Genomic DNA, 20,427 nt, shown 5'->3' on the forward strand with positions numbered 1-20,427 from the left:
CGTGGCGCACTTTTTTATTGATCGACCGATTTTCGCCTGGGTCATCGCCATCGTGATCATGCTCGGTGGCAGCCTGTCCATCAGCCAGTTGCCGCTGGAGCAATACCCGGACATCGCGCCGCCCACGGTGAAGATTTCCGCGACCTACACCGGGGCCTCGGCCAAGACCGTGGAAGACTCGGTGACCCAGGTCATCGAGCAGCAGATGAAAGGCCTGGATAACCTGACCTACATGTCGGCCACCAGCAGCTCGGCGGGCAGCGCCAGCATCAGCTTGACCTTTACCGCCGGCACCGACCCGGATGTGGCCCAGATGCAGGTGCAGAACAAGCTGCAACAAGCCGAGTCGAGGCTGCCGCAATCGGTACAAAGCGAAGGCCTGACCGTGACCAAGGGCGGCTCGGACTTCCTGATGATCGTCGCCCTGGCATCGGATGACCCCAGCGTTACCGGGACTCAGATCGGCGACTACATTTCCACCACCTTGCTCGACTCCATCAGCCGCATAGACGGCGTCGGTGATGTGCAAACGTTGGGATCAGGCTACGCCATGCGTATCTGGCTGGACCCGGCCCTGTTGGAAAAATACGCGCTGATGCCTTCGGACGTCAGCAGTGCCCTGGAGGCGCAGAACACCGAAGTCTCCGCCGGGCAGCTCGGTGGCTTGCCGGCGATCAAGGGGCAGCAGTTGAACGCGACGATCAGCGCCCGCAGCAAACTGCAGACCGTCGAAGAGTTTCGCAATGTGGTGGTCAAGTCCAACAGCGAGGGTGCCGTGGTGTTGCTGGGCGATGTCGCAACCTTGGAGTTGGGCAGTGAAAGCTACGACATCAGCACCGCCCTCAACGGCAAGCCCGCCGCTGCCATGGGGGTGCAGTTGGCGGCAGGCGCGAATGCGCTGAACGTCGGCAAGGCGGTCAAGGCCAAGCTCAAAGAAATGGAGCCGTTCTACCCGACAGAAATGCAGCTTAAAAATGTGATTGCCTACGACACCACGCCGTTTGTCAGCCTGTCCATCGAGGAAGTGGTCAAGGCCTTGGGCGAGGCCATCGTGCTGGTGGTGTTGATCATGTTCCTGTTCCTGCAAAACCTGCGCGCGACGCTGATCCCGGCGATTACCGTGCCGGTGGTGCTGCTGGGCACGTTCGGCGTGTTGGCGATGTTTGGCTATTCGATCAATACCTTGACGATGTTTGCCATGGTCCTGGCGATCGGCTTGCTGGTGGACGACGCCATCGTGGTGGTCGAAAACGTTGAGCGACTGATGGGCGGCGGACTATCGCCCGTGGCGGCCACGCGTCAATCGATGCGTGAAATCACCAGCGCATTGGTCGGCATCACGATGGTGCTGAGCGCGGTGTTTATCCCCATGGCGTTTTTCGGCGGTTCCACCGGGATTATCTATCGGCAGTTTTCGGTGACCATTGTCTCGGCCATGGTCTTGTCGGTGTTGGTGGCGATGACCCTGACACCCGCACTCTGCGCCTCGTTGCTCAAAGCGCGCGACGGCCAGGGGCATGGTGCCCAGCACGGGTTCTTCGGCTGGTTCAACCGTACCTTTGAGCGTGCCAGCGCCGGTTACGAGCGTTGGGTGGGTGTGGTGTTGCGGCGCTGGGGGCGCAGCCTGTTGCTCTATGGCGGGGTGCTGGTGGTCATGGCGGTGGGCTACACGAGCCTGCCCACGTCGTTTCTGCCGGACGAAGACCAAGGGATCCTCCTGGCGCAGATCCAGTTACCGGTCGGCGCGACGGACAGCCGTACCCAGGACGTGATCAAGCAGTTCGAAGACTACATCCTCAAACAGCCCGAAGTCGAAGCGATGATCAGCATCAGCGGGCTGGGCATGGGCGGTAACAGCCAGAACACCGCACGGGCGTTTATCCGCCTCAAGGACTGGGACGAACGCGGTGGGCCTGGTCAGGGTGCGGCGGCGATTGCCCAACGGGCGACCATGGCGCTCTCCAGCATCGGCGATGCCGACGCTTTCGTCATGCAACCTCCGACCGTGCGCGGTCTGGGCCAGAGCTCGGGGTTCGACCTGCAACTCAAGGACCTCGCAGGCCTGGGCCATGATGCGCTGGTGGCGGCCCGCGAACAGTTTCTTGAGCTGGCCAGAAAAGATCCGCGCCTGCTGGGGGTTCGCAGCAACGGCCTGGACGATGCGCCGCAGCTCAAGGTCAGCATTGACGACCGCAAGGCCGGCGCCCTGAGCCTGAGTACCAGCGATATCAACACCACCTTGTCGACGGCGTTGGGCGGTACTTATGTGAATGACTTTCTCAACCAGGGCCGGGTGAAAAAAGTCTATGTGCAGGGCCAGGCATCCGCGCGCATGCAGGCTGCGGACCTTGATCATTGGTTCGTGCGCAACAGCAGCAATGAAATGGTGCCGTTCTCATCGTTTGCCAGCAGCACCTGGAGTTACGGCTCACCCTTGCTGGAACGCTACAACGGCAACGCCTCCCTGGAAATCGTCGGTGATCCCGCGCCAGGCGTGAGCTCCGGCGACGCCATGGACGCGGTGGAAGCCATCGTCCGGCAATTGCCCCAGGGCATCGGCTACGAGTGGACCGGGCAGTCCTATCAATTGCGCCTGTCCGGGTCCCAGGCCCCGCTGCTCTATGCACTTTCCGTATTGTTTGTGTTCCTGTGCCTGGCTGCGCTCTACGAGAGTTGGTCGGTGCCGTTTTCGGTGATTCTGGTGGTGCCCCTGGGGGTGATCGGTGCGGTGCTGGCGACCCGCGTCGCCGGGTTGAGCAACGACGTGTATTTCCAGGTGGGGCTGTTGACCACCGTGGGTCTGGCCGCGAAAAACGCGATCCTGATCGTGGAGTTCGCCAAGCACCTGCAAGAGCAGGGCAACAGCCTGATCGACGCGACGCTGATCGCGGTGCGCCAACGCCTGCGGCCGATTCTGATGACGTCGCTGGCCTTCATGTTCGGCGTGTTGCCGCTGGCCTTGAGTACCGGCGCAGGCTCCGCCGGGCGCCAGGCCATCGGTACGGGCGTGCTGGGCGGTATGTTCAGCGCCACGGTGCTGGGGATCTTCTTTGTACCGCTGTTTTTTGTGCTGATCCGCCGCCGTTTCGGCCGCGAGCGCAGCGCTAATCAATCTGCTCCGACAGGTGATGCATGATCAAGTCACACTGGCCTTTGCTGGCCGCCATGGTCCTGGGTGGCTGCGTCAACCTGGCGCCCCAGTATGAGCGGCCTGAAGCGCCCGTCTCCGGGCAATGGCTGCCGGCGGCCAGCCTGCCGAAAGGGCAGGTGGGTGCCGATGTCAAATGGCAGCAGTTCTTTACCGACAGCCGCCTGGCGCAGTTGCAGGCGTTGGCGCTGGCCAATAACCGCGATTTACGCCTGGCCAGCCTGAATGTCGAAAAGGCCCAGGCGCAGTACCGCATCAAGCGCGCGGACCTGTTTCCCACCATCGATGCGAGCGTCAGCGGCACCCACAGCCGTACACCCGGGTCGTTGTCCAACACTGGCACGGCGGCCACCACCCACGATTACAGCGCGCAATTGGGGCTGAGCAGTTATGAACTGGACGTGTTTGGTCGGGTACGCAACCTTCGGGATGAGGCGCTGGAAGACTACCTGGCGCTGACGGAAACCCGCCGCAGTACGCAAATCAGCCTGGTGGCCGAAGTGGCCACCGCCTGGCTGACCCTGGCCGCCGACAACGAACGGCTGCTGCTGGCCCAGGAAACCCTGACCAGCCAGTTGGCCACCTACGACCTGACCCAAAACAGCTATGCCCTGGGCGGCTCCTCCGCGCTGTCGGTGGCGCAAGCCCAGACCACGGTCGAGTCGGCGCGCGGCGATGTGGCGTCCTACGAGAGCCAGATTCTGCAGGACCGCAATGCCTTGCGCCTGTTGGTCGGCAGTGACCTTCCCGAGGCACTCTTGCCGGGCACGCACTTGGAGTCGGCGGCGGTGCTGGTGGACATACCGGCGGGCCTGCCGTCGAGCCTCTTGCAACAACGCCCGGATGTGCTGTCGGCGGAACACACGCTCAAGTCGGCGAATATCGACATCGGCGCGGCCCGTGCGAAGTTTTACCCCAGCATCAGCCTGACCGCCAACGCCGGCTCGTCCAGCTCGGCATTGGCCGGCCTGTTCAAATCCGGCAGCGGTGCCTGGACCTTTGCCCCGAGCATCAGCGTGCCGATTTTCGACGGCGGGAGTAACCGCGCGACCCTGGATTCGGCCAAAGTCGAGCGCGACATCCAGATACAGACTTATCAGCAAACCCTGCAGACCGCGTTCCGCGAAGTGGCCGACGCGCTGGCCGTGCGCAGCACCCTGGATCGCCGGATCGCCGCGCAACAGGCGCTGACCGACGCCAGTCGCAAAAGTTTCGAACTCTCGGACGCCTTGTATCGGGGCGGGTCGCAAAGCTACCTGGAAGCCTTGGATGCGCAACGCTCGCTCTACAGCGCCCAACAGGACCTGATCACCCTGCGTCTGACCGAGCAGAGCAACCGCATCACGTTGTACAAAGTGTTGGGGGGCGGTTGGAATTAATGGCTCTGCCCGTTGCATACAGAAGCGCAGCGATGGAACGGCTTGCGTGCGTCAAATCGGCTAACTTCATTCAATGGGAAATAAACATGCGTGCCTATCGTTCCAATTTAAGCCGTTGCGTTCAGGTACTGACCTGCGCCTGTTTCATCACGCTTTCACCCCTTTCCCGGGCGGACTCCGACAAGGACCCCTGGGAACGCATTAACCGCCCCATCTTTTCATTCAATGACACGCTGGATACCTACGCACTGAAACCACTTGCCCAGGGTTATCAATTTGTCACCCCGCGCATTGCGCAAGACGGCATTCATAATTTTTTCAACAATCTGGGGGAGGTCAAGAACCTGGCGAACAATGTACTTCAAGCCAAGTTCCATAGCGCCGGGGTTGATACCAGTCGCTTGTTACTCAACAGCACCCTTGGCCTGGCGGGATTGATCGATGTCGCGACGCCCATGGGGCTGCAGCGCAATGACGAAGACTTCGGTCAAACCCTCGGTTACTGGGGGGTAGGCAGTGGTCCTTATCTTGTACTGCCGCTCTTGGGGCCAAGCACGCTTCGCGATGCGCCGGCGATCTTTCCCGATATCTACGCCAACCCGGTTCGTTATATCGGCGACGTGCCTACGCGTAATAGCCTGTACGCCGTGGGCATGATCGACGGACGCGCTCAATATATAAAATCTGAAAAGCTCATCAGCGGGGATAAATACAACTTCATTCGAAGTGTTTATCTACAACACCGAGAGTTCAAGATTAACGATGGACACGTAAAGGACGACTTTTGATCGGTGCGTTTTGCACCTTGAGAGCAAGATACGCGCTGACAGATCCAACTGCGCCGTCCATCAAAGCCTGGGCTTCGATGGACGGCAACTGGCGTCATGCCGCACTGGGTTTCACGCGGGCGTCGCTGGCGGTTTCACGAAACAGCCGGGGCGACATGCCGAATGTCGATTTGAAATGCCGGCTGAAGTGAGAACTGCTGCCATAGCCCCACGCATAGGCGATCTCGGTGAGTGAGCGATGGGCCTGGTCGTGGTTGCGCAGGTCCTCGGCGCAACGGGACAAGCGCCGCTGCCAGATGTATTCGCTGACACTGCACCCCAGTTCGTCCTGAAATGCCCGATGCAAACTGCGCACCGAGCACTGCTCGGCATTGGCGATGCGTTCTATGCTCAAGTCGCGGTCAGCCAGGTGACGCTCGATATACGCCTTGAGGCGATTCTGTTTGAAGAAGCGGAAGTCGTGGTCGAGTTGCTTTTCATCTTGCTTGTTCTTCAGCGCATTGTTCAGCAGCCCCGCGATACTGTCGCCGATCAGCCCGGCCGACTGGCTGTTGAGCAAGGGATATTGGTGGTAAGCGTCGCTGATCAAGTGCATCAACATGCGCCCCAGCCCGTTACGGCCGTTCAAGTGCATGTTGTCGGTCTGCGTCAGTTGCCCGGCGGTGCCCTGGAATAACAGGATAAAGTGCTCGCAGCCCTGGGTACTGGTGACGCTGAAGGGTTTGCCGCAGTCGACCAGGAGCATTTCGTCCGGCGCGACGCTGCTGTTTTGCTGGCCTTGCTCGAAGTGACTGACGCCGGCGACTTGCAGTATCAACATACGCGGCGTGTCGACGACATCGAGCGCCTTGCTCAGGTGGCGTGAATAGCGATGGGCACTGGCGGTCATGCGGCAGAAACGCAACTGGCCCAAGTCACCGTATTCCAGGCGACCCTGGAAGTTGCCGTTGTGCAACGGGTCGATGTTGGTGGACTCCAGGCGCTTTATATACTCGGGCGTGCGACCCAGGTGATCGCTCATGAACTCCTTCCACTTCATCAGCCGATCAGAGCGAACGACCTGATCAGTGGACACGCAGGCTAGATTATTCATTGTTTCGCCTTTTGTTTTTTGTTTTGGGCTGAAGGGGCAAGGTGTGAGCCTTGCCCCTTCCGGACAGACGATCAGAAAGGGTAATTATGGCTCCCGGCTTGCCAGGTGACCCAATGGGCCCGGGTAAACTCATCCAGTGCATAGTGACCGTTGAAGCGCCCAAGACCGGAATTCTTTTCGCCGCCAAACGGTGCGTTGGGCTGATCATCGACGGTGATGTCGTTGATATGGGTCATGCCCGCCACGATGCCACGGGCAAAACTCAGGCCGCGCGCCATATCGCGGGTAAACACGGCACTGGACAAACCGTACTCGCTGGCATTGGCCAACGCCAGGGCATGGGCCTGGTTGTCGGCGATCAGCAGCGGCAGCAACGGCCCGAAGGTTTCATCGCGGGCCAAGGCCTGGTCAGGGCTCACTTCGCCGAAGACATGGGCCGGCAGCACCAGCCCGCGAGCCTGGCCGCCACACAACTGCTTGAGACCGGCGCGCTCGGCGGCGGCGATCTTCCCCAGCAGACCATCGAGCTGACTCTGGTTGACCACCGGCCCGATCACCGTGTCGGCCTTGGCCGGGTCACCGGTTTTGAGCTTGCGTACACGCTCCACCACCAGGGCCGCGAAGTCGGCATACAGCGAGCGGTCGACAATGACCCGGTTGACGCTCATGCAGATCTGGCCCTGATGCAGGAAGCGTCCGACGACTGCGGCATGCGCCGCTATCTCGATGTCCGCATCCTCCAGCACCACCAGCGGCGCGTTACCGCCCAGCTCCAGGGCCACGCGCTTGATGTGCTTGCCGCCGGTGGCGATGCGCCCGACATTGCGTCCCACATCGGTGGAGCCGGTGAAGGAGATCAGGCTCGGTATCGGGTGCTCGACGAACGCATCGCCAATCTCCGAACCCGCGCCGACCACCACGTTCAGCGACCCCGCCGGGAACCCGGCCTCTTCGAACAGATGGGCAATCAACAGGCCGCCGGTAACCGCCGTATCACTGGCGGGCTTGAGCACCACGGTATTGCCCAGCGCAAGGGCCGGCACCGCCGAGCGCATGCTCAGGTACAGCGGGAAGTTCCACGGGCTGATTACACCGACCACCCCCAGCGGCTCGCGAAATACGAAGCTCTGTTCGCCAGGCTTGTAGCTGGTCAGGATCCGGCCTTCAACCTGCATCGGCAGCGTTGCGCATTCGCGAACCAGGTTGAGGGTGAACTGCCATTCCATGCCCGCCTTGATGCGGGTGCTGCCGGACTCGCGGATCAGCCAGTCGATGATTTCTTCGCTGCGGTTCTGGATGACCTGGGCGAGTTTTTCCAGCTGCGCACTGCGCTGGGTCGGGTGCAGCGCTGCCCAGTCGGTTTGCGCGCGCTGGGCAGCCTGGTAGGCGTCATCCAGGTCGGCCACCGAGGCCAGGGGCATTTCCAGCAAGGTTTCGCCGTTGAAGGGGTTACGGTCGTCCAGGCGTCGTGCAGAACGACCTGCACGCCAGGTGCCGTTGATGTATTGATCGCCGTTGATGGCGTAGGCCGCGAGTATTGGAGTTGTCATAGTCTTACCTTAGAGGCAGGTAGCCGCGTCGATTGAGGGTGGGTGAGGGCAGACCCTTTAGGTTGTGCGTATTCAGCTTCGGATCCAGGCGCGTCCCCAGGCGTTGAGGGTGTATTCCTCCTGCGGCCAGACGCCAGGCGGGCGCGTGGCCTCGGTGATCTCCAGCTCGGCCGAGAACTCCAGGCGGTTGCGGTCGGCATCGACCACCATGAAGAACAGGTTGTTGCCTGGGCCATGGCGTCCCGGGCCGAAGAACAAGGTGATGCGTTCCTTGGCGAAGCGGTCGCCCCAGTCGCGAATGTCGTTCCATTCGTTGGTTTCGTAACAGTGGTGATCCCACTCGTTTTTCGACCCGCGGAAGAACGCCAGGGAATGGTGTTCATCGTCCGAACGCAGGAAGCAGGTGGTGAGCTGGCCGCTTTGCTCGTCGACGACATTGTCCGAGACGGTGAAGCCCACGGTGTTGACGTAGAAGTCGATCATCGCTTCCAGCTCCGTGGTCTGGAACACCACGTGCTGCAGGCGGCCCGGCATGCCGTTGCGGTCGAGCGTGGACGCGCCGCGAGACACGCCAAATAGGGTTTGTCGACCCTGGGGGTCACGGATTTGAAAGGCACCCGTTTCCAGCAGCGGCGAGTCGAGCGCTTCGACGTTACAACCGTTGCCGAGCAGGCGCGTGCGCAGTGCGCTCAAGTGCGCTTGGCTGCCCAGGTCATACGCCGCCGCGAGCAGGCCGCTATGGTCGGCGGGCGAGATCAGCATGGCCCGTTGAGGCCCCTGGAGCAGCCAACTGCCGTCAGCCTGCGCCAGGCCGTTCATGTCCAGCAGGCGCCGATAGAAGTCGACTTGCTGCTGTGGATCTTTGCTCGCCAGGTGCAGGTAGCACAGGCGGGCGGGGGTGGAAGTCTGCAAGGTTTGCATAAACACCTCTGGGTCTGAAGGTTCAGGGGTAGACGGGCGCCATGCCCGGCTCAGCTGCGCAGTGGCTTGTCAGCGTGATGCCGAACAACGACTGCAAGGATTCGGCGACCTGATCGTGCGTGGTCCTGTCGAAGATGGCGGCGACATAGCGATCCGGGCGCAGCAGCAGAAACTTCTGGCTGTCGCCGAGCAGCTCCTTGAGCGCGTTCTCACGGTCTTGCAGCACGGTGCAGCCGGGGATCGACGGCAGCGTCTGAACGTGCGCGGGCAGGATCAGGATGCGTTTGGCCTCCAGGTGGTCCCACAGACCGTGCCGTAGTTCATCAAGGCGTTGGTGGGTCGGGTCGCCATATTGGATCAGGGCAAAACCGGCACCGATGGTCGTGTCCAGCAGTTGTGTGTGGCCTTGGGCATCGGTCAGCAATGGCTGAGGAAACATTTGCCCGCAGGCCAGCTTCCCGGCCTTGCCTTCGGGCAATACCAGGCCTTTGGTAAACCGTGGTTTGGGCTTGAAGCGCATTTGCAGGAAATAATCGCGCAGCGGCGGCACCAGGCCGATTAATGCGAATGCCGTGCTGATCAGGCGCGCCCGCAGCACGGTGGCCGGCGCCATGACCACGCCAAGGTTCAGGGCCAGTTTGATCAAGGCCCAGGCATGGTCGCGCCGCTCGCTTTCGTAGGACAGCAGGGCGGTCGCGGCCATTTGGCCCTTGAGCACGGCGATCAGCTTCCAGCCCAGATTGTGCGCATCGCGAACGCCGCTGTTCATCCCTTGCCCGGCGTAGGGTGGGGTCAAGTGCGCGGCATCGCCGGCAAGAAATACGCGGCCGACCTGCCAACGCTCGGCGACGCGGGCATGAAAGGTGTAGACCGTCTTGCGCACGATGGACACCGGGGCATCGCCCTTGAACGGACGCAGCAGCGTGTGCAGGCATTCGGGGCTGAGCACCTGCGCATCGGTTTCGCCCGACTTGAGCTGGAACTCAAAGCGCCGAGTACGGTGCGGGCCGGGCACTTCCACCACCGGGCGGCGGGCATCGCAATACACGCGGGTCTGCCAGAAGGGGTCGTCATCCTGGTCGGTATCGACCACCAGCCAGCGTGAGGAGAAGCTCGACCCTACCATCTCGATCCCCAGTTGCTTGCGCACCGGGCTGCGACCGCCGTCGCAGGCGATCAGGTAGCTGGCCTTGACGTCGAGCAGTTGGCCATCGGCATCCTTGATCAACGCGCGCACGCCATGCGGGTCTTGAGTGAACTCGAGCAGTTCGTGATTGAAGCGCGCTGTCAGGTTCGCAAAACGTTCAAGGCCGACCTTCAGCGTGCTTTCGAACAGCGGCTGGCGAAACGCATTACGCTTGGGAAACCCATATAACCTGCCGGTGGGCTCGACCTTGCCGAAGCAACGCCCGCCCGCGCGGGTGAAGTAATGCACGCCATAGCCGGGCACCACATCGCGCAACACGGCGTCATCCATCCCGATGGCTTGCATGGTGCGCAAGGATTCATCGTCGATCGAGACGGCGCGGGGTTCGGTCACGGTGCCGGGTTTGCGGTCGATGATCAGGGTGTCCACATTGGCCTGGCCGAGGAGGTTGGCCAGGGTCAGTCCGGTAGGACCGGCACCGATGATCAAGACTTGGGTGCTGAAGCTGTTGAGGGTTGTCATTGTTATTCCCTTCCAAAGTTTTCAGTCTGGCTACGCGGGGCGGTGGGTGAGCGTCGCCATGCGCTGCGACAACGCCTGCGCGAGGGCCTGCATGTGTGCCCCTTGTTGCGCTTCCAGTGCGTTGTCGCGCTCCTGAATCGGACGAAGGCAACTGATGCTGCCGACCACCTTGCCGTCGCTGTCGAAGATCGGTGCCGCGAGGCCGTAGACGCCGGGATCAATTTCAGCCGCGCTGGCGACATACCCCTGACGGCGCAGTTGCTGCAGCGAGCGGCGGAACTGTTCCCAGGTCTGCCCCAGATGGCTGGCGCGCACTTCATCGGGGTTTTCCAGAAACAGCTGGCTGTGCTGGCGCGACGTCATGTTGGCGAGGATCGCCTTGGAGGTCGCGCCGCGGAACAGCGGGCGGGGTGAACCACGGGAGTAGCTGACCTCGCTGAACAAGTCGCCGTGCTGGTGGATACACACCACCTGGTCCTTGAACAGTCGACAGATCAGCCACACCTGTTGCTCGCTCCAGCGTGGCAGGTCCTGCTCCAGGGCGTGTGCTGCGCGCACCAGCGGGTCGCTCAGGCGCAGTTGGCGGTCCCAGGTGATAATCCGCGCGCCCAGCGCGTAGCGGCCGGCTTCGACCTGAAACAACAGGTTCGCCTCGGCCAACTCGCGCACGTAGCGGTAGATGGTCGACCGCGTGTAACCCAGCGCAGCGCCCATCTCGTCGACCGCCCAGATCGGGCTGGCCTCGGTAAATAAGTCCAGCACCCGCAGCATGCGTTCCAGGCTTGAGCCTTTGCTATCGGCGTCCTGCTCGGGCAGGTGCTCTGATTCAGGCAATAACTTCATGGCTTACTGCTCATCGGCGATGCTGTTGCGCAGGATGCCGATGCCCGAGATCTCGACCTCGACGGTATCGCCGGGCTTCATCCATACCGGCGGTTCGCGGAATGCGCCGACGCCACCGGTGGTGCCGCTGACAATCACATCGCCGGGCGCCAGTTCGGTGAAGGTGGAGCAGTATTCGATCAGGTGGCGCACGTCGAAAATCATGTCGCTGGTGCGGGTGTGTTGCATCACTTGGCCGTTCAGGCGCGTGGTCAATTCCAGGTCTTGCGGGTCGCCGATCTCATCTGAGGTCACCAACCAAGGACCGAAGCCGCCGGTGCGCGGGAAATTCTTGCCCGGCACGAACTGGATGGTGTGCTTCTGCCAGTCACGGACGCTGCCATCGTTGTAGCAGGCATAACCGGCCACATACTCCAGCGCATCTGCGGCCTTGACGTGGCGCGCGGTTTTGCCGATGACCACGGCGAGTTCGCCTTCGAAATCCAACTTATGCGAAGCCTGCGGACGAATGATCGGTTGCAGGTGCGCAACCTGGCTGTCGGCGAAACGCGTGAAAATCATCGGGTAGGTCGGCATTTCACGACCGGTTTCACGCACGTGGGTGGCGTAGTTGATGCCGATGCACAGCACTTTGCCCGGGTTCTCGATCACCGGCAGGAACGTGACGTCCGCCAATGCTACGCGTGGCAGCGGGGCCAGGACGGCCGGCGTCAGTTCACCCAGGCGATTGATGGCGATGGCCTGCTTGAGGTCGGTGCCAAAGGTGGGTTTGACCGATTCCAGGTCAATCACCTGAGCGCCCTCAACCACGCCGTAGGTGGTACGGCCTTGAACGATAAAGCTCGCGAATTTCATGAAGTGTCCTCTCGGAAAGGGGAGCGGGGGTGGACTGCAATGGACTTAATCTAGTCTTGCGAATTAATCCTGTAAAGTGGGATTTTTGTAGAAATCCTGCATTTCGGAATAAATGTGTTTTTTCTGTTCGGTGATCGGATCGCGGCCCGAAACGCCAAACAGCCCGTGCCATTCCAGCAAGTGGATGGCTACGGGCGTGGCGATTGGAGGAGGGGGGGGGAACGCTATGCCGCTTTAGCGCGGTGCCCAGCAGCCATGCAGCGACATGCGCATACGGAATGGGACTTTGATACGGGCGATAGGCCCGGCCGCCATGTCAGTGGAGTCCAGCACCACCAGCTCGCTGCGGCCTTCGGCAATGAGGTTGAGCAGGCAGACCACGTAGCCATCACCTTCCGCGGCCTCAGCGGAGCGTGGAATGAAAATGGGCTCCTGAAAGCACCCGCTGTCCCCGGGAAACCAGGCATCGGTGACGCCGGTTGTCAGGTTGATGTGAGCCAGCAGGTTGAAGAACTGAAACGGCATCGGGCCATTCGCCGAGTTATACGGCCGCTGCGGATCAAAGGCGAGCAGGAATCCGTGTTCATACTTGCGACCTATGTAACGGTCATCGCAACGGGGAAACTCACAGGGATAGTCCGTCAGCGCCTGCGGTTGCAGTTCGTCCTGTGCGCTGCTCAGGTCAAAGACCCAGCGCATCAGGCTGGCCGCCAGGGTTTCCGGCGGCGGTACGAAACCGTCCGCCTGGGGGAAGAAGTAGAAGACGTTGCCACCGGTGACCGGCATGTCCAGATAGACCTTACCGTCTTCGTCGAACGCATTCAGGGTATGGCCCTGGAAGCCGTCCTTGGGCCCTTTGAACCACCGCACGTCGCGCGCGTCGCCGTGGCGCGGCACCACGGCAAACAGTTGGGGCAGCTCGGGTTGCCACTGGAAATGCTGGCCGCCTTTTTTCATGCGCTCGACGTCCACCGTCAGGGGGATCAGCGGGAACACCACATAGTGCTCGGTGACCGCGAAGTCGTGGACCATCGCGGCGTAGGGCGCCTGGAACCAGATCTGGTGCAGCAGTTTGCCCTGCGGTGAAATTTCGAAATACGCCATGTCCGGTGTGCCGTCGCCTTTGGCTTCGTAGCTGAAGGCCAGCAGGTTTCCGGTCAGTGGGTCGAGCTTGGGATGGGCGGTGAAGGTGGCTGACTCGATCTGCCCGTCGAAATTCCACTCGCCGAGGGTTTCCAGCGTGTGTGGGTCCAGCGCCCACGGCATGGCATCTTCCTTGAGTGCCAGCAGCACGTTGTTGTGCGGGATCACGGAGGTGTTTGCCGTGGTGTTGTTTTTTGCCGCGAGCGGGTCATTGGTGTAGGCATTGCGATAAACGCCGTTGAGCGAACGCCCTTCACGGCGCTGGGCGACCAAACGATCGGTGAGCACATAGCGCCGACGCAGCGAGACCCTGCCATCGGCAAAATAGAAGCCGCTGACCATGGCGTCGCCGTTGAAGAAGATATCGGTGCCCAGCATGGGCGGGTATTGCGGGTCCGGCGAGACTTGATAAAAGGTGCCGCGGATCGCCTCGGGAATGCCGCCTTCGATCTCAAGGTCGTACACCTCGCCCTCTACGCGGCTGGGGGCGTACAGCGCGCCGGAAAACTCGGGGGTTTGGGGAAATGGAATATTCATCGCGTCATCTCATTGATCCAGTGGGTTCACGTCAGGGCAGGGTATTCAGGCAGATTGCGGCGACAGGGCTGGCGTGCGCGGTTTGACGCCTCGACGAAAGCGCGCCACCACCAGGCATGAAATGATCAAGGCCACGACATACGCCGAGGCTGCCAGCCATCCCACCGCCCGAAAATGCCCTTCGCCGACCACCAGCGCGGCGCCAAACGGGCCCAGCCCTTGACCGACAAAAATCGCCGCATTGCCCAGGCCGGCCAATCGACCGGAAGGGTCCAGTTCGGCCGCCATCGACAGCAGGTAGGGCAGGCTGAAAAACCACACCATATGGATCAGGCACGCGGTGGCGGCAAACGCGACGGTACTGTCGCCGTAGACCATGACCAGGGTCGCCAGCAACGCGGTACCAAAGCTCAGCAGTTGCGGAAACAACAGGCCCAGACGGCGCCCCAACAGCCCGGAGAGCCCGGCGCCCAGGGCACCGGCAAGGATGCTGCCGCCGAGGATGGCGCCGATTTGCTGGGGCTCCAGGCCAATGCTTTTGCCAATGCGTTCCTGATACACCCACAGCGCCGAGTGTCCGAAAAACAACAGTGCAAACAGCATGATCAGCAGCACGGCGGTCAGCCCGAACGGCTGAGCCGCACCATGGGCGATGCGATGGGCATCAGGGTAGTGTCTGGGGATTTTCCAGCAACCCAGCGCCGCGAGCAGGCTGGTGATGGCCAGCAACGAAAACGCGCCCTGCACACCAAACGCCTGCAAGAGCGTGGGCATGGACGTCACCAGCAGCATGCCCCAGAGCAGGTTACCGATATTGATCACGGCAAACGTCGCGTCTTTCGACCTGCGCAGCGCAGCGGTCGCATACACCACCGCCATGACCGCGCCACCGCTGGCGCCGCAGATGATCCTGAACACCACCAGCCAAGCCTGGCTGTGCAGTTGCGTGCTTGCCAGGTTGCCGGCGGCCAGGATCAGCAAGGCAACCAGCGCAAAGCGGCGGCGGTCGACCCGTGCCATAAACAGCGCACAGACGCCGCAGGCCATGGCCATCGCTATCAGCTCGGCGGCGAAGATCGCGCCGATGGCATTGAGCGGCAGGCCCAGTTGATCAATCAACGCGCCGCCCAGGATCGGCTGGATCTGCAGCGTTCCCAGGGAAATGACCATCATCAGGCAAATAGCGCCCAGTGATTTCTTGCTGTCGATGGAGTCGAGCGCATTCATCACACATCACCTCAGTCAGAACTTGTGAACGTAGCGGACTTGCACGGCGTAATCCGTTTTGCTGCGGTTTTCCACGCCGGTCTCTTTATAGGTATTGAGCCAGAAGGCCTTGTCTTCGGTCATTTTCCAGAACAGGCCGGGACCAATGCCCAGTACTTTTTCGCGAGAATTACTCAGGCGGTCGCCGTTGACCTGGTCATCCGAAATCTGCCTGAAGTAATAGCCGTTGATCCCGACTGAAACCTTCGGGAACACCTCATACGAAGCCGTAAAGTTGGCCCAGGCCGATTGCCCTGATTGGGTGTCGCGCACCGGCCGTCCTTCAAAAACCTGCGTCGAACTGCTTGCCGGGTCGTTGTTCTTGAAGTTGTACAAGTAATTCAGGCGCCAGCTCACTTCCCAGCGCGGTGCCGGCATCAAGGTCGCGGCCCAGTAGGGGTTGAAGGAGAAGTAATTGGAGCCGGTATTCAAGTCCTTGTGTTTGTCGTACTTGCCGGTGGGCAGGATCGTATCGAAGGCCACGCGCTGCACAAACACCGGGCGGCCTTCGGCGTTGACGATCGGATCGAACTGGATCTGCGGGCCGACAGTGATGTCGCCCAGGCCAACGCCGTTGTCCTTGAGTTTGGCGCCGTTGTCGCCAAACTCGCCGTCCAGTGAGATCACGGGTACCAACAGGCTCCAGCCCAGGTGCGCGCCGCCGCCGATGGTGTCGGGTGAGTAATAGCTGAATTGGTTGATCAAGCTAATGACATTGATCTTCGGGTTATCGAAGTTGCGGTTGTCCTTGCCGCCATTGTCACGAACGCTGCTGGCCGTACTGAACTTCAGATAGGTCTGATGCGTTAGCCCGGGTGGTCCGGCGAACCCGTCGTAGAAGCTGGTGCCGCCTAGGTTGATGCCGCTGGGTTGGCTGACCGTGGGCGGTGGTGGGCCATCGGCGGCGTGCACGGTAAAGGCGATGAGGCTGAGTGCCAGGCAAGCCGGCAGGGATCGAGTCAAGTTCATTGCGATGGCTCTATTATTGGAATTGTGAGCGGGGGTTAACACCCCTGGCACTTCGACTGTAGTGCCCGGGCAGACGCAATGCTTGAGTGCAACGGCCAGATTTGACTGAGCGTGCCACAGGCGGTAAACGCGCAGGCACGGTAGCGTCATACCGCGCATTTTCACCGGGGTCTGCGCGCGTCGGCCGCCGTTGATTTCCGAGACCGGTGTGGATCGTGCTTTTCAGGTCGCCGAAGGTGGCACTCACAGCAGGCAATCAGCTCGATGCGGAGACAGTGGAGGCTATATTATCGAGTAAAAAGTTTTATTGACTAAAAATAAATATCGGGTAATTATTTCTGTGCATCTGCTTTCATGCAGAGTCATCTCCAGGGTTATCTCCCGATGAGTCATCAACCCCCGTCTTTTCTTGCGACGCTTTACGTCGAGGCCACTGAATCGTCGTCGGCCACTTGCGTGGCCCCTTTGCTGATGCATGGCTTTCCCGCCGAGCCGAAACACCGAGTCACGTGGCACAACTGGATGCGTCCGCCCTTCAGCCAGTGGGGGTTCCGCAACCTGGCCCGACTGCGCCCCACCATTGACGTACCGGCGGGTCCAGGGCCGGTCGCTACGCTCAAGCAGGCGCCCAAAGCGTTGGACGAGCTGTGTTTCGACAGTGAGTGTGGGCTGAGCATCCGCGTTATCGATCACCTCAACGCCAGCCAGACCGACGCCTTTTTGGTGATGCAGGGCGACACAGTCTTGTTCGAGCGCTACTTCAACGGTCAGCAGGCTTGCGACCGGCACATCATGTTTTCGGTGACCAAGTCGCTGATCGGCACCCTTGGCGAACAACTGGTTTGCAGTGGCGTGCTCAAACCCGGGTTACCCGCCGCGTACTACGTGCCCGAGTTGGTGGGCAGTGCGTTTGGCGATGCGACGGTGCGCGAGTTGTTCGATATGGCCGTGGGCATCGACTACAGCGAGGTGTACGACGATCCCAGCTCGGAGAGCTCGCAGTACGGTTACGCCTGCGGGTTTCAACCGGCCCCGGCGCAATACGTCCAATTCGAGTCGTTGTACCAGTACCTGCCGTCCCTCAAAAAACGCGCTCGCCACGGTGGTTTTTTCCATTATGTGACCGCGACCACTGAAGTCTTGGCTTGGGTCATGGAACGCGCCTCGGGCAAGGCCTGCAGTCAGTTGTTGGGGGAAATCTGGAGCCGGTTGGGTTGTGATCGCGACGGCTATTTCATGGCTGATCCCTGGGGGCGTAACGTCGCCGGGGCGGGTTTCAGTGCGACGTTAAGAGACATGGCGCGCTTCGGCCGCCTGCTGGCCAACGATGGCTGTCATGAAGGGCGGCAGTTGCTGTCGCCCGAGACCGTGGCACGTATCGCCGCCGGCGGGGATCCCGCGATCTACGCGCAAAATGCCGAGTTCTCCAACTGGACACCGGGTGCTTCCTATCGAAGCCAGTGGTACGTATTCAACGATCACAGTCAGGCCCTGATGGCCGGCGGTATCCACGGTCAGTACCTGTTCATCGACAAGCCCTCCGGCGTGGTGATCGTCAAGCAATCGTCGTTGACCGATGCCGTCGGCCCGTTCGATGCCGATAGCGTGCGCATGCTGCGCGCTATCAGCGCTCACCTGAGTCACTGAGACACCCCGAAAAATAAGAGTCTTGCGTTCTATTCACCTGGCTTTGCCAGGTGTTGGCGGCGCTTTGCGTCGCCATTGACTGCCCTGTAACAACAATAATCACACAGGAGCTTCTTATGGTTTATATCAAGCGTTTCTCTCGAGCGCTCTTAGCGGTCGGCTTACCCTTGACCACCCACGTTGCGTTGGCGGGCTACACCTTTGAGGACGGCGATCTCAAAGGCGAAGTCAACCTCACCGTAGGGGGAGCGACGCTATCAACCCGTGGCGTCAACTTCGGCAGCGGACGGGTCGATGCGCGCAACAGTAAAAATGGCGGCACCAAGATCGACTGGCAAGAGTTCTACGTAAAGCCTGGGGTCAAACTCGAGTATGCGTTGCAACCCGATTTCAGCTTGCTGGCCGGCGGTTCGCTGGTCGCGGCAAGCACGTTCGGCGATGGCGATGCGGGCGGCTTCACTCGCAGTTCCGACGGCAAGGTTGCCGCTGAAGAACTGTACGGCGGGTTCCGCGCCGGTGAGTGGACGTTCACGGCTGGCCGCCAGAACTACATGGTCGGTACGGGGTTCATCGTCATGGACGGTAACCTGGACCAGCTCAAGGACGGCGCCTACTGGTTGGGGCCCCGAACCGCCTTCAAGGATTCGGCGATTCTGGCCTGGGAGCATGGCGCGTTGAAGTCTCAGGCATTCACCCTGCGCACCGACGACGACCTGGGTGATTTCCGCATGACCGGCGTCAACCTCGATTACAACGTCGATGACCAAGTGACACTGGGTGCCATGGCCATGCGGGTCAACGCCCTGGGGCCAAAAGGCAGTACGCTGCCTCGTCGTCGCGACGGCATGCAGGTGTACAACCTCCGCGCGCTCAATGCCAAGGTGCCCGGCGTACCGGCATTGACCCTGAATGCGGAGTACGCGTTGGAGCGCGGTAGCGGCGAGGGGGTCGATTACGATGCCAACGCCTGGTACGGCCAGGCCGACTATGCCTTCAGCACGTTGCCGTTGACGCCCGTGATCGGTTATCGCTACGCGAGCTTTTCCGGTGACGACAACCCGAGCGATAACCGCCAGAAAGCCTGGGACCCGCTGAGCAAGGGCTTCGTCGACTGGGGCACGTGGCTCGTCGGCGACGTGGTCGGCAACTACCTGCTGTTCAACAGCAACGAAAATGTCCAACAGTTCTCGCTCAAGACCCACCTCAACGAGACCCTGACCCTCGGCGCGATTCACTACCAGTTCTGGCTCGACGAGAAAAACTACATGGGCGCAGCGGTCAGTGATCGGCGCTTTGCCGATGAGAGCGTGATATTCCTCGACTGGACCCCAACGCCGTCGTTTTATACGTCGCTGTCCTATAACTGGGTCAAACCACTGGCCGCTGCCAAGCAGGTATTCGGTGACGACCAGACCTTCAGTGCGTTGGAACTGTATTTCACCTATCGCTATTAAGTGCCGCGAGCCTTTGCGGCCGCGCTGGAGTGTTTTTATCATGAACCGTTTTTTGCGTAATACCGTATTGGGCACTGTCGCTTCGTTGTTGATCAGCGGTTTTTGCCTGGCCGAAGAACGAACCGTAAGGATCTACAACTGGATCGAATACCTGCCGCCGGAAGTGCTCAAGAGCTTCCAGGAAGAGACCGGAATCCGCCCGATCTACGATGTATTCGACAGCGCCGAAACCATGGAATCCAAGCTGCTGACGGGAAACTCCGGGTATGACGTGGTATTCCCCGGCTCCGCCAACCTCGGGCATCTGATCACCGCCGGGGCCGTCCAGCCGTTGGACCGCGCGCAGTTGCCGAACTGGCAGCACCTGGACCCCGAGTTCATGAAATCCCTGGAAGCGGTGGGTGACTCCGGCAATCGCTATGCCGCGCCTTATCTGTGGGGCACCACGCTGATCGGCTACAACGTCGACAAGGTGCGCAAAGCCCTGGGCGCCGACGTGCAGATGAACAGCTGGGACATCATCTTCAAGGAAGAAAACCTCGCCAAGCTCGCCAGTTGTGGCGTGGGTTTCCTCGACGCCGGCAACGAGATCCTGCCGATTGCCTTGCACTACAAGGGCCTCGACCCCAATAGCCAGAAGCGTGAGGACTATGTGCAAGCCCAGGCCGTGATGATGAAGATTCGCCCTTACGTCACTTACTTCAACTCGTCGCGCTACGGCATGGACCTGGCCAACGGTGATATCTGTGTGGGCGTGGGCTGGTCCGGCGGTGTCGCATTGGCCACGCGACTGGCAGATGCCGCCGGCAAGGGCGTCAAGGTCGAGATGGCACTGCCCAGGGAAGGCGCGCCGATGTGGGCGGACGTGATGATGATCCCGGCCAATGCGCCCGATACTGCAGAGGCCCATGCGTTCATCAATTACATCCTGCGCCCGGACGTGATTGCGCGCATCAGCAACAAGATCGGCTACCCCAACCCGAACAAGGACGCCACTGCGCTGGTGGACGCCAGCATCCGCAACGACCCCAACATGTATGTGCCGGAGGAAGCGCGCAAGACCCTGTTCGCCCTGGAGCCGATCCCGGCCGCCGCGGAGCGCATCCGTACCCGCACCTGGACCGCTATCAAGAGCAACCGCTGATCAGTATGGCCTGACCCTGCA

At 61.0% G+C, this 20,427-nt stretch carries 15 protein-coding genes; 6 read left to right on the top strand and 9 right to left on the bottom strand.

The annotated features are described in order from the left end of the window. The first annotated feature begins 1 nt into the window (after nucleotide 1). The 3 genes from U5A08_RS10880 to U5A08_RS10890 all read left to right on the top strand — a co-directional run bounded on the left by U5A08_RS10880 (nucleotide 2) and on the right by U5A08_RS10890 (nucleotide 5,315). Nucleotides 2–3,136, top strand: coding sequence for an efflux RND transporter permease subunit (locus U5A08_RS10880; RefSeq protein WP_321851478.1), 3,135 nt, complete (start codon nucleotides 2–4; stop codon nucleotides 3,134–3,136). After that, nucleotides 3,133–4,527 (top strand): efflux transporter outer membrane subunit, encoded by a 1,395-nt coding sequence (locus U5A08_RS10885; protein ID WP_253394763.1) that lies wholly within the window; start codon nucleotides 3,133–3,135, stop codon nucleotides 4,525–4,527. The genes U5A08_RS10880 and U5A08_RS10885 overlap by 4 nt, the downstream gene beginning before the upstream one ends. 86 nt (nucleotides 4,528–4,613) lie before the next feature. Then, a complete protein-coding gene (locus U5A08_RS10890) occupies nucleotides 4,614–5,315 on the top strand; it encodes an MlaA family lipoprotein (RefSeq protein WP_253394764.1) in 702 nt (233 codons plus the stop codon). Nucleotides 5,316–5,409: 94 nt separating this feature from the next. Here U5A08_RS10890 and U5A08_RS10895 read toward each other — a convergent pair whose 3' ends face one another. The 9 genes from U5A08_RS10895 to U5A08_RS10935 all read right to left on the bottom strand — a co-directional run bounded on the left by U5A08_RS10895 (nucleotide 5,410) and on the right by U5A08_RS10935 (nucleotide 16,161). Continuing rightward, on the bottom strand, nucleotides 5,410–6,408 hold the full coding sequence (locus tag U5A08_RS10895) for a helix-turn-helix domain-containing protein (protein WP_321851480.1): 999 nt from the start codon (nucleotides 6,406–6,408) through the stop codon (nucleotides 5,410–5,412). Between the two features lie 71 nt (nucleotides 6,409–6,479). Continuing rightward, the gene (locus U5A08_RS10900; protein ID WP_321851482.1) at nucleotides 6,480–7,958 is read right to left on the bottom strand and encodes an aldehyde dehydrogenase family protein; all 1,479 of its coding nucleotides are present in this window, start codon (nucleotides 7,956–7,958) and stop codon (nucleotides 6,480–6,482) included. Between the two features lie 72 nt (nucleotides 7,959–8,030). Continuing rightward, nucleotides 8,031–8,879 carry a VOC family protein gene (locus U5A08_RS10905; protein ID WP_321851484.1) on the bottom strand — a complete coding sequence of 283 codons (849 nt, stop codon included), beginning with the start codon at nucleotides 8,877–8,879 and terminating at the stop codon, nucleotides 8,031–8,033. Between the two features lie 22 nt (nucleotides 8,880–8,901). Continuing rightward, a complete protein-coding gene (locus U5A08_RS10910; RefSeq protein WP_321851485.1) occupies nucleotides 8,902–10,548 on the bottom strand; it encodes a bifunctional 3-(3-hydroxy-phenyl)propionate/3-hydroxycinnamic acid hydroxylase in 1,647 nt (548 codons plus the stop codon). A 30-nt stretch (nucleotides 10,549–10,578) separates the two neighbouring features. Beyond that, nucleotides 10,579–11,391: an IclR family transcriptional regulator gene (locus U5A08_RS10915; RefSeq protein ID WP_321851486.1), complete on the bottom strand. Its 813-nt coding sequence runs from the start codon at nucleotides 11,389–11,391 to the stop codon at nucleotides 10,579–10,581. Between the two features lie 3 nt (nucleotides 11,392–11,394). Further along, on the bottom strand, nucleotides 11,395–12,246 hold the full coding sequence (locus U5A08_RS10920; protein WP_321851487.1) for a fumarylacetoacetate hydrolase family protein: 852 nt from the start codon (nucleotides 12,244–12,246) through the stop codon (nucleotides 11,395–11,397). 234 nt (nucleotides 12,247–12,480) lie between these two features. After that, nucleotides 12,481–13,926: a carotenoid oxygenase family protein gene (locus tag U5A08_RS10925; protein ID WP_321851488.1), complete on the bottom strand. Its 1,446-nt coding sequence runs from the start codon at nucleotides 13,924–13,926 to the stop codon at nucleotides 12,481–12,483. Between the two features lie 45 nt (nucleotides 13,927–13,971). Next, on the bottom strand, nucleotides 13,972–15,153 hold the full coding sequence (locus U5A08_RS10930; protein ID WP_321851489.1) for an MFS transporter: 1,182 nt from the start codon (nucleotides 15,151–15,153) through the stop codon (nucleotides 13,972–13,974). Between the two features lie 15 nt (nucleotides 15,154–15,168). Then, nucleotides 15,169–16,161: a SphA family protein gene (locus tag U5A08_RS10935; protein ID WP_321851490.1), complete on the bottom strand. Its 993-nt coding sequence runs from the start codon at nucleotides 16,159–16,161 to the stop codon at nucleotides 15,169–15,171. 384 nt (nucleotides 16,162–16,545) lie between these two features. Here U5A08_RS10935 and U5A08_RS10940 point away from each other — a divergent pair, with 384 nt between their 5' ends. From U5A08_RS10940 to U5A08_RS10950, 3 genes are all read left to right on the top strand, one after another. Next, a complete protein-coding gene (locus U5A08_RS10940; RefSeq protein ID WP_321851492.1) occupies nucleotides 16,546–17,808 on the top strand; it encodes a serine hydrolase domain-containing protein in 1,263 nt (420 codons plus the stop codon). 116 nt (nucleotides 17,809–17,924) lie between these two features. Beyond that, on the top strand, nucleotides 17,925–19,262 hold the full coding sequence (locus U5A08_RS10945) for an alginate export family protein (protein WP_321851493.1): 1,338 nt from the start codon (nucleotides 17,925–17,927) through the stop codon (nucleotides 19,260–19,262). A gap of 40 nt (nucleotides 19,263–19,302) precedes the next feature. Next, the gene (locus tag U5A08_RS10950; RefSeq protein ID WP_321851494.1) at nucleotides 19,303–20,406 is read left to right on the top strand and encodes a polyamine ABC transporter substrate-binding protein; all 1,104 of its coding nucleotides are present in this window, start codon (nucleotides 19,303–19,305) and stop codon (nucleotides 20,404–20,406) included. Nucleotides 20,407–20,427: the final 21 nt, after the last annotated feature.

The organism is Pseudomonas paraveronii, assembly GCF_963681955.1.
In the GTDB taxonomy this organism is placed as follows: domain Bacteria; phylum Pseudomonadota; class Gammaproteobacteria; order Pseudomonadales; family Pseudomonadaceae; genus Aquipseudomonas; species Aquipseudomonas paraveronii.